Below are 12,630 nucleotides of genomic sequence, written 5' to 3' on the forward strand. Positions count from 1 at the left end.
CACCCAGGAGTTGCCTTGGCGATCACCACCGTCCCGGAGACCCCCAGGAAACCGGGCCGCCCGCCGTCGCCGTACTCGGCGAGGCCACAGCGCACCAGCCTCGGCCGCAAGGTACGGGACAACCTCACCGGTCACGCGTTCCTGATCGGGGCGGTGCTCTGCTTCGTCGTCTTCTCCTGGTACCCGATGGTCCGCGGCATCATCATGAGCTTCCAGCGGACCCGGCGCGGCGAGACCACCTGGGTGGGTTGGGACAACTACTCCCGCATCATCGCCGACCCCAGCTTCTGGACGGCCTGGCAGAACACCTTCTACTTCACGGTGCTCGCGCTGGCCCTCGGCTACGTGGTGCCGTTCTTCGTGGCGATCCTGCTCAACGAGTTCCGGCACGCCAAGGGGTACCTGCGGATCCTTGTCTACCTGCCGGTGATGCTGCCGCCGGCCTCGGCGCTGTTCCTCTTCAAGTTCTACGCGTACGACCCCAGCGAGGCGGGGCTCTTCAACGCGATCCTCAAGGCACTGCACCTGCCCACCTCGCAGTGGATGCAGTCGCCGGAGATGACGATGCCGGCGATGGTGCTGGCCTCGACCTGGATGAACATGGGCGGCGCGGTGCTGATCTACCTGGCGTCGTTGCAGAACATTCCCGGCGAGCTGTACGAGGCAGCGGAGCTCGACGGCGCCGGCATCTGGCGACGGATCGTCCACGTGACGATCCCGCAGACCCGGTTGATCCTCGCGCTCCTGGCGATGTTGCAGATCGTCGCCACGATGCAGCTCTTCATCGAGCCCCTGATCCTCGCCAACGGTGCGGGCGCGGAGGACTCCGCGACCTCCGTGGCGTACCTCATCTATCAGCACGGGTTCTTCCAGAACGACCTCAACGGCGCCGCCGCGCTGGGCGTGATCATGCTCGTGGTGCTGGCCGGCTTCTCCGCCGTGTACGTGCGACTGACTGCGAAACAGGACTAGGACGGCGAGGAATGGCACAGGATTCCGGAACCCGGACCCTCATCTCCCAATCCCAGCTCAGCCGCGGGCGCGGCCGGGTCATCTACTGGACGCTGCTGGTCGTCGTGGTGGCGGGGTTCACGCTCGTCTTCCTCGGACCGCTCTACTGGATGGTCACCGGAGCGCTCAAGTCCGGCCAGGAGATCGCGCAGACCCCACCGTCGCTGTTCCCGAAGGACCCGCAGCCGCAGAACTACATCGACGCGTGGAACAACCTCGCCCTCGCCAAGCTGCTCTTCAACACCTTCTACTACGCGATCGGTGCGGTGCTGTTCCAACTGGTCTTCGACACCGCCGCGGCGTACTCGTTGTCCAAGCTTCGGCCGATCTTCGGCAACGTGATCCTCGCCCTGATGTTGGGGACGCTGATGATCCCGGCCATGGTCCTCATCGTTCCGCAGTACGTGACGGTGATCGACCTGCCGATCCTGCACATCAACCTGCTCGACTCACCGTTCGCCATCTGGTTGCCCCTGGTCGCGAACGCGTTCAACATCTTCCTGCTGAAGCGGTTCTTCGACTCGATCCCCGAGGAGCTGATGGCGGCGGCCCTGATGGACGGGGCGACGTCACTGCGCACGCTCTGGTCGATCATCCTGCCGCTGTCGCGTCCCATCCTCGGCGTCGTCTCGATCTTCGCCGTGACGGCGGTCTGGAAGGACTTCCTCTGGCCGAAGCTGGTCATGCCGTCGCCCGAGACCCGGACGGTCAGCGTCGGCATCTACGCCTTCGCGGGCGGCACGCCGATGAACGTGGTGATCGCCGCCTCGGTCATCGCCGCGATCCCGACTGTCATCATCTTCCTGATCTTCCAGCGGAACATCATGTCCGGTCTGACCACGGGCAGCATCAAGGGATAGCCCCCACCGCGTTCTTCCGCGCGGCGAACAACGACCGTTCGCCCGACACATATCCAGGTCCGGCGAACCCGCCGACGTACTGACGCAGAAAGCAGGTGCTCGTGTCCACAGCTGACAGAAGTCCGTGGTGGCGGGGAGCCGTGATCTACCAGGTGTATCCCCGGAGCTTCGCCGACGGCAACGGCGACGGCATCGGCGACATCGCCGGCATCCGGTCCCGGCTGAACCACCTGTCCGCGCTCGGCGTCGACGCGATCTGGTTCAGCCCCTGGTACCCGTCCCCGATGGCGGACGCCGGCTACGACGTCTCCGACTACCGCGACATCGACCCGGTCTTCGGCACCCTCGCCGAGGTGGAGGCGTTGATCGCTGAGGCGCACGCGCTGGGCATCCGGACCATCGTCGACGTGGTGCCCAACCACTGCTCCGACGCGCACCCCTGGTTCCAGGCCGCGCTCGCCGGCGGACCCGGCGCGCCCGAACGGGACCTGTTCTGGTTCCGGCCCGGCCGGGGGCCGAACGGCGACGAGCGACCCACCGACTGGATCGGCGAGTTCGGCGGCGAGACCTGGACGCGCACCACCAACCCGGACGGCACCCCCGGCGACTGGTACCTGCACCTCTTCGCCCCGCAGCAGCCGGACTTCAACTGGGACCACCCCCGGGTACGGGAGGAGTTCGAGGACATCCTGCGGTTCTGGTTCGACCGGGGCGTGGACGGTATCCGGATCGACTCGGCGGGGCTCCTGGTCAAGGACGGGACGCTGCCCGAGGTCCGAGACGACGAGCCGCACCCGTTCCACGACCTCGACGGGGTGCACGACATCTACCGGGGCTGGCGTCGGGTCGCCGACGAGTACGCCGACCGGGCGCTGATCGGTGAGGTGTGGCTGCCGGACCGGCAGCGGTTCGCCAACTACCTGCGCCCGGACGAGCTGCACGCCGCGTTCAACTTCGACTTCCTCGGCTGCGCCTGGGACGCCGCGGCGCTGCGGGAGAGCATCGACGGGACGCTGAGCGCGCACGCGCCGGTCAACGCGCCGGCCACCTGGGTGCTCTCCAACCACGACGTCACCCGACACGTCACCCGCTACGGTCGCGCTGACACCCGGTTCAGCTTCGCCGCCAAGCGCGAGGGCACCCCCACCGACCTGGAGTTGGGCACCCGTCGGGCCCGCGCCGCCGCGCTTTTGTCACTGTCGCTGCCCGGCGCCGCCTACGTCTACCAGGGCGAGGAGCTGGGCCTCTACGAGGTCGAGGACATCCCGTACGCGCTGCGGCAGGACCCGATGTGGGAGCGGTCCGGTCGGATCGACCCCGGTCGCGACGGCTGCCGCGTACCGCTGCCGTGGGGCGGGGACGAGCCGCCCTTCGAGTTCAGCCCCGAGGGTGCCGCGACGCCGTGGCTGCCGCAGCCAGCCGACTGGAAGGACCGGACGGCCAGCGCGCAGACCGGCGACTCGGCCTCGATGCTGGAGCTGTACCGGGCGGCGATCCAGGCCCGGAAGGCCGACCCGGCGCTCGGTGACGGTGAGCTGACCTGGCTGCCCGCCCCGGACGGGGTGCTCGCGTTCAGCCGCGGCGGTGGCTTCAGCTGCCTGGTCAACCTCTCCGCAGCGCCGGTGCCGATGCCAGCTCAGGGGGAGCTGGTGCTGGCCAGCGGGCCGCTCGACGACGGGATGCTGCCGTCCGACACGGCGGTCTGGCTGCGTACCGCCGAATCCACCGACGGGCCGCGTGGGGCGGACGGCCCGGCCTGACCTGACTCTGCTCGCCGTGGTGCCGGCGGCCCGTCCCGGCCGCCGGCACCACACACCCGAAGAGAGGAGTACGAGGGGGACTCGCACGACGCACCGACACGGGGGGATCTGGCCTGCCTGACGAAAGGGAGAGCGCAGCTCATGGCCAACCACACCACCGGCACCCCGCACCACCATCGACACCCGACCCGGGCAGGATTGGCCGCCATCGCCGCCGCCCTGCTCGCCGCCACCTCGGTGACCGCCCTCGCGGTCACCGGCACCGCAACGCCGGCCTCGGCAGCCGGACTGTCCCCCTTCGACATCCCCAATCGAGGCGCCACAGTTCCGTTCGTCGAGCAGGAGGCGGAGGAGACCGCCCACAACGGCACGAAGATCGGCCCGGACCGGCGCTACGGCACGCTGCCGTCGGAGGCGTCCGGCCGGGAGGCGGTCACCCTCGACGCCGTCGGCGAGTACGTCGAGTTCACCCTCACCGCTCCGGCCAACGCTGTCACCTTCCGCTACAGCCTGCCGGACAGCCCGGCCGGCACCGGCCGTGACGCCGCCATCGACCTGCGGGCCAACGGGGCGCTGCTGAAGTCGGTGCCGGTGACGTCGAGGTACGGCTGGTACTACGGCGGATACCCGTTCAACAACAACCCGGGCGACACCAACCCGCACCACTTCTACGACGAGACCCGGGCGCTGTTCGGCAGCACCCAGCCGGCCGGCACGAAGATCCGGCTCCAGGTCGCCTCGACAGCCCAGTCGCCCACGTTCACCATTGACCTGGCCGACTTCGAGCTGGTCGCCCCGGCGATCACGAAGCCCTCCGGTGTGCTCGACGTGGTCACCGACTTCGGTGCCGACCCGAGCGGCGCGACCGACTCGACGGCGAAGTTCCAGGCGGCGGTCGACGCCGGTAAGGCCCAGGGCCGGGCGGTGTGGATCCCGACCGGCACCTTCACCCTCTGGGACCACGTGGTGGTCGACGGGGTGACACTGCGCGGTGCGGGCCCGTGGTATTCGGTGCTCGGCGGCCGGCACCCCACCGAGCGGAACAGGTCCGTCGGCATCTACGGCAAGTACGTCCCCGGTGGCGGCTACACCGGCCCGGTCCGCGCACACGAGGCGAACGGGCCCAGCCGCAACGTCACGCTGCGGGACTTCGCCATCATCGGCGACATCCGCGAGCGGGTCGACGACGACCAGGTCAACGCCCTGGGCGGGGCGATGACCAACTCGGTGGTCGACAACCTCTGGCTGGAGAACACCAAGGTCGGGGCGTGGATGGACGGCCCGATGGACAACTTCACCATCCGCAACAGCCGGATCCTGGACCAGACCGCGGACGGGGTGAACTTCCACACCGGGGTGACCAACTCGACGGTGACCAACACGTTCGTCCGCAACACCGGCGACGACGCGTTGGCGATGTGGGCGCAGAGCGTGCCGAACGTCAACAACTCCTTCACCCACAACACCATCGGGGTGACCCTGCTGGCCAACCACCTGGTCAGCTACGGCGGTCGGGACATCAAGATCACCGACAACGTGACGGCCGACTCGCTGACCAACGGCGGTGGCATCCACGTCGCGAACCGCTACCCCGGCGTGCAGGGCGCCACCGGAGTCCAGGGCACCTGGACGATCGCCCGGAACACGTTGATCCGCAACGGCAACTCGGACTACAACTGGAACTTCGGGGTCGGCGCGATCTGGTTCTCCGCGCTCAACGAGGCGTTCCAGAACCCCACCATCAACATCACCGACACCGACATCCTGGACAGCTCGTACGCGGCGCTGCACTGGATCGAGGGCCAGACCAACGGGATCAACCTCAACAACGTACGGATCGACGGCGCCGGCACGTACGCGCTCCAGGTGCAGGCGAACAGCCAGGTGTCGTTCACCAACGTGCGGGCCACCAACATCGCGCAGAGCAACCCGATGCACAACTGCGTCGGCGCCGGCTTCCAGATCACCCAGGGCTCCGGCAACTCCGGCTGGTACACGCCGACCCCGTACTGCGGCCCGTGGCCGAACCCCCAGTGGGGCGGCGGACCCACCTCGCCGCCGCCGACCACCCCACCGCCCACCACCCCGCCTCCGACCACCCCGCCCCCGACCAGCGGGAACCTGGCGCTGGGCCGGCCGACGACAGCTACCAGCACCAACCAGAACTACACGGGCGCCAACGTGGTGGACGGCAACGCGGCCAGCTACTGGGAGAGCGCCAACAACGCCTTCCCCCAGTCGGTCACCATCGACCTGGGCGCGTCCCGGTCTGTCGACCGGGTGGTGCTCAAGCTGCCCAGCGGTTGGGAGCAACGCACCCAGACGCTGTCGGTGCTCGGCTCCACCGACGGCTCGGCGTACACCACACTGGCGTCGTCCGCCGGTCGGGTCTTCGCCCCCGGCACTGGCAACGCCGTGTCGATCGGGCTGCCCTCCGGTGACCGCCGCTACGTCCGGGTCACCGTCACCGGCAACACCGGCTGGCCGGCCGCGCAACTCTCCGAGGTCGAGGTGTACGGCGGCACCCAGACCACCCCGCCGCCGACCACCCCACCGCCGACCACGCCGCCCCCGACCACGCCGCCCCCGACCACGCCGCCGCCCAGCGGCAACCTGGCGGCCGGGCGGTCGATCACCGAGACCAGCCACTCCGACGTGTACGCCGCCCCCAACGCGGTGGACGGCAACGCGAACACCTACTGGGAGAGCGCCAACAACGCGTTCCCGCAGTCGTTGACAGTGGACCTGGGGGCCGACCGATCGGTGTCCCGCGTCGTGCTGAAGCTCCCACCGTCATCGGCCTGGCAGACGCGTACCCAGACGCTGGCGGTGCTCGGCTCCACGAACGGCTCGACGTTCACCACGCTGAAGGGGTCCGCCGGCTACAGCTTCAACCCGGCCAGCGGCAACACGGTCACCGTGACCTTCACGGCGACCACCCAGCGGTACCTGCGGCTGACCGTCACCGGCAACAGCGGCTGGCCAGCCGGCCAGCTCAGCGAGTTCGAGGTCTACTCCAGCTAGCCCCCACCTGTCGCGGATCGACGGGCGTACCCCTGCACCCGTCGCCGGGCAACGCACCCACACCCACCCCCGAAAGAGGTGTAGCGACCCCATGTCCAGGACCGGCACCAGACGAGGCACGCCGCCAACCGGCGCGCCCACCACCGTCCCCCGTACCGCCCGAAGCGGCCACCGACGACTCCTCGCCGGCGCGCTCGCCGGGATGCTCCTCGCCACCGCCCCGGTCGTCACCCCCATGGCGAGCGCGGCACCGGCGGCCGACAGGTCCGCGGCCGCCGCCCGGGTGGCCATGCTCGCCGGGCTCTCCGCCACCATGACCGCCAGCAGCTACAACCAGAACTACGTGGCGGGCAACGCCAACGACGGCAACGCGTCGACCTACTGGGAGAGCGCCAACAACGCGTTCCCGCAATGGATCCAGGCGGACCTGGGCGCCACTGTCAGCGTGGACCGGGTGGTGCTCAAGCTGCCGCCCGCGGCGGACTGGCAGACCCGTACCCAGACGCTGTCGATTCTGGGTTCGACCAACGGCTCGTCCTTCACCACACTGAAGGCGTCCGCCGGCTACACCTTCAACCCGAGCAGCGGCAACACCGCGACCGTCAGCTTCACCGCCGCCAGCACCCGCTACGTACGCGTACAGGTCACCGGCAACACCGGCTGGCCGGCCGCCCAGCTCTCCGAGGTCGAGGTGTACGGCGCCACCGGCAGCACCGACACCCAGGCACCCAGCGTCCCGGGCAACCTGGCCTACACCCAGCCGGCCAGCGGGCAGATCCGGCTCGCCTGGTCGGCGTCCACCGACAACGTCGGGGTGACCGGCTACGACGTCTACGCCAACGGCGCGCTGCGCGGCAGCGTCAACGGCTCGACGCTCACCTACACCGACAGCCAGGCGGACAGCGCCACGGTGTCGTACCAGGTGCGGGCCAAGGACGCGGCCGGCAACCAGTCGGCGAACAGCAACACAGTGACCCGCACCGGCACCGGCAACCCGCCCACCGGTTCCAACCTGGCGATCGGCAAGCCGATCACCGCCTCCGGGTTCGTGCACACGTTCGTGGCCACCAACGCCAACGACAACAACGTGGCCACCTACTGGGAGGGCAACGGCAACCCCAGCACGCTGACAGTGCAGCTCGGCGCGAACGCCAGCCTCAGCCAGGTCGTCCTGAAGCTCAACCCGGACTCGGCGTGGGGCACCCGTACCCAGAACATCACGGTGCTCGGCCGGGACCAGGGCTCGTCGAGCTTCACCACACTGGTCGGCGCGGCGAACTACACCTTCAACCCGGGCAGCGGCAACACGGTGACCATCCCGGTCTCCGGCGCGGCGGCCGACGTACGGCTCTCGATCGCCTCGAACACCGGCGCTCCCGCCGGTCAGGTGGCCGAGTTCCAGGTCTTCGGCACCCCGGCGCCGAACCCGGACCTGACAGTGACCGGCATGTCGTTCAGCCCGTCCGCACCCGTGGAGACCAGCACCATCACGCTCTCCGCGACGGTGCGTAACGCGGGCTCGGCGGCCTCCGGCGCGACGAACGTCAACTTCTACCTGGGCTCCACCCGGGTCGGCACGGCTTCGGTCGGCGGTCTCGCGGCGGGCGCCTCGACAACTGTCAGCGCCAGCATCGGCACCCGGGACTCGGGCAGCTACCCGCTCAGCGCCAAGGTCGACGAGTCGAACACCGTCGTCGAGCAGGACGACACCAACAACAGCTACACGAACCCCAGCCCGCTGGTCGTCGCCGCGGTCGCCAGCTCCGACCTGGTCGCCTCGGCGGTCGCCTGGTCGCCGGGCAACCCGTCGGCGGGCAACACGGTGACCTTCTCCGTGTCCATCCGCAACGCCGGCAACCAGGCATCCGCATCCGGGGCGCACGGCATCACACTGACCGTGCTCAACGAGTCCGGCACCGTGGTCCGTACCCTGACCGGCTCGTACTCCGGCGTGATCAACGCCGGGGCGACGGTCGGCCCGATCAGCCTGGGCACCTGGACCGCCGCGAACGGCAAGTACACCGTCCGGGTGGTGCTCGCCGTGGACGGCAACGAACTGCCGGTGAAGCAGGCGAACAACACGAGTGACCGGCCGCTCTTCGTCGGTCGCGGCGCCAACATGCCGTACGACATGTACGAGGCCGAGGACGGCGTGATCGGCGGCGGCGCCACCGTCGTCGGACCCAACCGGGAGGTCGGGGACCTGGCCGGTGAGGCGTCCGGTCGGCGGGCGGTGACCCTCAACTCGACCGGCAGCTACGTCGAGTTCACCACCCGGGCCAGCACCAACACGCTGGTCACCCGCTTCTCCATCCCGGACGCCGCCGGCGGTGGCGGGATCAACTCGACGCTGAACGTCTACGTCAATGGCACGTTCCACAAGGCCATCGACCTGACGTCCCGGTACGCCTGGCTGTACGGCAACGAGACCAGCCCGGGCAACTCGCCGAGCGCCGGCGGTCCGAGGCACATCTACGACGAAGCCAACGTCATGCTCAACTCCACAGTTCCGGCCGGTAGCAAGATCCGCCTTCAGAAGGACCCGGCCAATACCACCACGTACGCCATCGACTTCATCAACACGGAGCAGGTGGCGCCGATCGCCAACCCGGACCCGGCGCGCTACACCACGCCGACCGGCTTCACCCACCAGGACGTGCAGAACGCCCTGGACCGGGTGCGGATGGACACCACCGGCAACCTGATCGGGGTGTACCTGCCGGCCGGTAACTACTCCACCTCGTCGAAGTTCCAGGTGTACGGCAAGGCGGTCCAGGTGACCGGCGCCGGCCCCTGGTACACCCGGTTCAACGCGCCGTCGGGCCAGGACAACACCGACATCGGCTTCCGGGCCGAGAACTCGGCGGCCAACTCGTCGTTCAAGAACTTCGCGTACTTCGGCAACTACACCTCGCGGATCGACGGTCCGGGCAAGGTGTTCGACTTCTCCAACGTGTCGAACATCGTGATCGACAACATCTGGAACGAGCACATGGTGTGCCTCTACTGGGGCGCGAACACCGACTACATGACGATCAAGAACTCCCGGATCCGGAACATGTTCGCCGACGGCATCAACATGACCAACGGGAGCACCAACAACCTGGTCAGCAACAACGACGCCCGGGCCACCGGCGACGACAGCTTCGCGCTGTTCTCAGCCATCGACGCGGGCGGCGCCGACATGAGGGACAACGTCTACGAGAACCTGACCTCGACGCTGACCTGGCGGGCCGCCGGTGTCGCCGTGTACGGCGGCTACGGCAACACGTTCCGCAACATCTACATCGCGGACACGCTCGTGTACTCCGGCATCACCATCAGCTCGCTCGACTTCGGCTATCCGATGAACGGCTTCGGTGCCAGCCCGCCCACCCGGTTCGAGAACATCTCGATCGTGCGGGCCGGTGGGCATTTCTGGGGCTCACAAACCTTCCCGGCGATCTGGGTCTTCTCCGCCTCGAAGGTGTTCCAGGGCATCCGGGTCAGCGATGTCGACATCATCGATCCGACCTACAGCGGCATCATGTTCCAGACCAACTACGTCGGCGGGCAGCCGCAGAACCCGATCACCGACACGGTCTTCACGAACATCTCCATCAGCGGTGCCCGGAAGAGCGGGGACGCCTACGACGCGAAGTCCGGCTTCGCCATCTGGGCGAACCCGATGCCGGAGGCCGGGCAGGGGCCGGCCGTCGGGTCGGTCACCTTCAACAACCTCCGGTTGAGCAACAACGCGGTGGACATCCAGAACCCCACCACAACCTTCACCATCAACCGCAACTGAGCTAGCCGGTAGCCGACGCCGCCGGGGGGTGCACCCCTCCCGGCGGCGTCGCGCCGTGTCGGCCCTCACCCGCCGCGAACCGGGCCGCGCCGGCCGCCGCGTCAGTGGCCAGCGAGTTCATCCCGTACGCCAACTCGGTCGCCAGCGCCTCCGGCTCTCCTCGCCCCGCGCCGGCCAGCAGAGCCGCCCGGTCGTTGCGCAGGCAGGTCTGCGGATGCCGGGCGATCGCCGCCGCCAACTCCTCGGCCGCGGCCCGCGCCTGGCCGGGTGGCACCAACCGATTGACCAACCCCATCGTGTACGCCTCGTCGGCCGCCACCGGGCGGCCGGTGAGGATCAGGTCCATGGCCCGACTCTCGCCGATCAACCGGGGCAGCCGGACGGTGCCGCCGTCGATCAGTGGCACTCCCCAGCGGCGGCAGAACACTCCGAGCGTCGCGTCGGACTCGGCGACCCGCAGGTCACACCAGAGCGCCAGTTCGAGCCCGCCCGCCACCGCGTACCCGGAGATCGCCGCGATCACCGGTTTGCTGAGCGTCATCCGGGTCGGACCCATCGGGCCGTCCCCCTCCGGCTCCACCCGGTTGCCGCTCGGCGTGCCGATCGCCTTGAGGTCGGCGCCGGCGCAGAACGTGCCACCGGCGCCCCAGAGCACGGCCACCGATGAGTCCTGGTCGGCGTCGAAGGCCCGAAATGCGTCAGCCAGCGCCCGAGCCGTAGGACCGTCCACGGCGTTCCGAACGTCCGCCCGGTCCAACACCACAGTGGTGACCGCCCCGACCCGCTCCACCCGCACACCCATCCCGCCAGCATGCCCGCCCCACCCAACCCCCACAATCCCCGTCGATCTTGCACTCCCGGTTGTCGGTTAGCGGCTTGTGCCCCGAATTGTCGGAGCAGGAACCGCAAGATCGGCGGCCTGGGCGGTGCGGAGGCGGTGCGGCAGGTTTGTCGCCGCCGACCGGTTTGCGACGGCGATCGCCGGGAAGTCGGTACTCGTGCGAGCACTTTTGACGAAAGTTGAGCAGGACTCCCGGCTGGACCGCGTGGGTGACCGGTTGCAGAAGGTCGTCCTGGGGACGCTGCGTCCGCGTCGGTTGCGCGACCTGCTGCACGGGGTGCCCCTCGGGCATCCGCTGCACCCGGCGATGGTGCAGGTGCCGGTCGGAGCGTGGATCAGCGCCGCGGTGCTGGACCTCATGCCCGGGCAGCGCCGGCCCGCCACCGTACTCGTCGGTCTCGGCACCGTCAGCGCCGTGCCGGCGGCGGTCGCCGGTCTGAACGACTGGGCGGCACTCGCCCGGGACCAGCGCCGGGTCGGCCTGGTGCACGCCGCCGCCAACACCGTCGGCCTGACGCTCTACGCCGGCTCGTTGGCCGCTCGGCTGTCCGGCCGGCACGGAATGGGCCGCGCCCTCGGCTTCCTCGGGCTCTCCACAGTGAGCCTCGGCGCGTACATCGGGGGTCACCTCGCGTACAAGCAGGGCGCGCAGGTCAACCAGAGCGTCTCCGAGCTGCACCGGATGACCGACGGCTGGCACTCGCTGGCCGACATGGCGACGCTGCCGCAACGCACCCTGATCACCAGGGAGGTGGACGACGACATCTCGGTGATCCTCTACCGGCACGGTGACGAGGTCACCGTGATGTTGGAGCGTTGCCCGCACCAGAGCGGGCCGCTCGGCGAGGGCGAAGTGCAGGAGATCGACGGCCACGCCTGCGTGGTCTGCCCGTGGCACGGCAGCGCGTTCCGGCTCAACGGCGGTGAGGTCGTGCAGGGGCCGTCCGGCAACGACCAGCAGATCCTGCCCACCCGGATCCAGAACGGCGTGCTCCAGACCCGCCTGCCCTGACCGTTCGCGCTGGCCCGCCCGCGCCGTGACCTGGTCCGGGCGCCTCCGGCGTCGGGATGTCTCACCTCACGCCGACGCTCCGCGCCCAAGACAGTAACGCCTTCGATGCTGATGCCTGTGAGTCATCGTGATGACTCACAGTCATATCGCTCTCCGAGACATTGCCCCGGCCGCTCCCGCCAAGGCGGCGTAGACACCGGGCGGAGACACCAGGTCGTGCGGCCCGCTCAGGTGCGTCGGTGTCGGCCGACCGGCGGACCGTCCGGTACGGAGTCCAGGCCGTGCCCGCCGTCGAACAGCCCGCCCTCGCCACCAGCACCGGCCCAGCCACCGTC

Annotated in this window: 7 protein-coding genes; 6 read left to right on the plus strand and 1 reads right to left on the minus strand. The window is 69.3% G+C overall.

Annotation, left to right across the window (positions count from 1 at the left end):
- Positions 1–15 precede the first annotated feature (15 nt).
- The 5 genes from IW249_RS10465 (at position 16) to IW249_RS10485 (ending at position 10,442) form a co-directional block, all read left to right on the plus strand.
- Positions 16–972: a carbohydrate ABC transporter permease gene (locus IW249_RS10465; protein ID WP_112586243.1), complete on the plus strand. Its 957-nt coding sequence runs from the start codon at positions 16–18 to the stop codon at positions 970–972.
- Between the two features lie 11 nt (positions 973–983).
- Positions 984–1,871, plus strand: coding sequence for a carbohydrate ABC transporter permease (locus IW249_RS10470; RefSeq protein WP_196920553.1), 888 nt, complete (start codon positions 984–986; stop codon positions 1,869–1,871).
- 140 nt (positions 1,872–2,011) lie between these two features.
- A complete protein-coding gene (locus IW249_RS10475) occupies positions 2,012–3,631 on the plus strand; it encodes a glycoside hydrolase family 13 protein (RefSeq protein WP_307788560.1) in 1,620 nt (539 codons plus the stop codon).
- A 141-nt stretch (positions 3,632–3,772) separates the two neighbouring features.
- Entirely contained in the window at positions 3,773–6,655 is a 2,883-nt protein-coding gene (locus IW249_RS10480) for a galactose-binding domain-containing protein (protein ID WP_196920555.1), read from the plus strand.
- Positions 6,656–6,746: 91 nt separating this feature from the next.
- Positions 6,747–10,442, plus strand: a complete 3,696-nt coding sequence (locus IW249_RS10485; protein ID WP_196920556.1) for a galactose-binding domain-containing protein — start codon at positions 6,747–6,749, stop codon at positions 10,440–10,442.
- 1 nt (position 10,443) lies between these two features.
- On the opposite strand, the gene IW249_RS10490 is transcribed toward IW249_RS10485, so the two are convergent.
- The gene (locus IW249_RS10490) at positions 10,444–11,244 is read right to left on the minus strand and encodes a crotonase/enoyl-CoA hydratase family protein (protein WP_196920557.1); all 801 of its coding nucleotides are present in this window, start codon (positions 11,242–11,244) and stop codon (positions 10,444–10,446) included.
- Positions 11,245–11,440: 196 nt separating this feature from the next.
- On the opposite strand from IW249_RS10490, the gene IW249_RS10495 reads away from it, so the two are divergent.
- A complete protein-coding gene (locus IW249_RS10495) occupies positions 11,441–12,295 on the plus strand; it encodes a Rieske (2Fe-2S) protein (protein WP_196920558.1) in 855 nt (284 codons plus the stop codon).
- The last annotated feature ends 335 nt before the right edge of the window (positions 12,296–12,630 follow it).

The organism is Micromonospora vinacea (assembly GCF_015751785.1).
In the GTDB taxonomy this organism is placed as follows: Bacteria; Actinomycetota; Actinomycetes; order Mycobacteriales; family Micromonosporaceae; genus Micromonospora; species Micromonospora vinacea.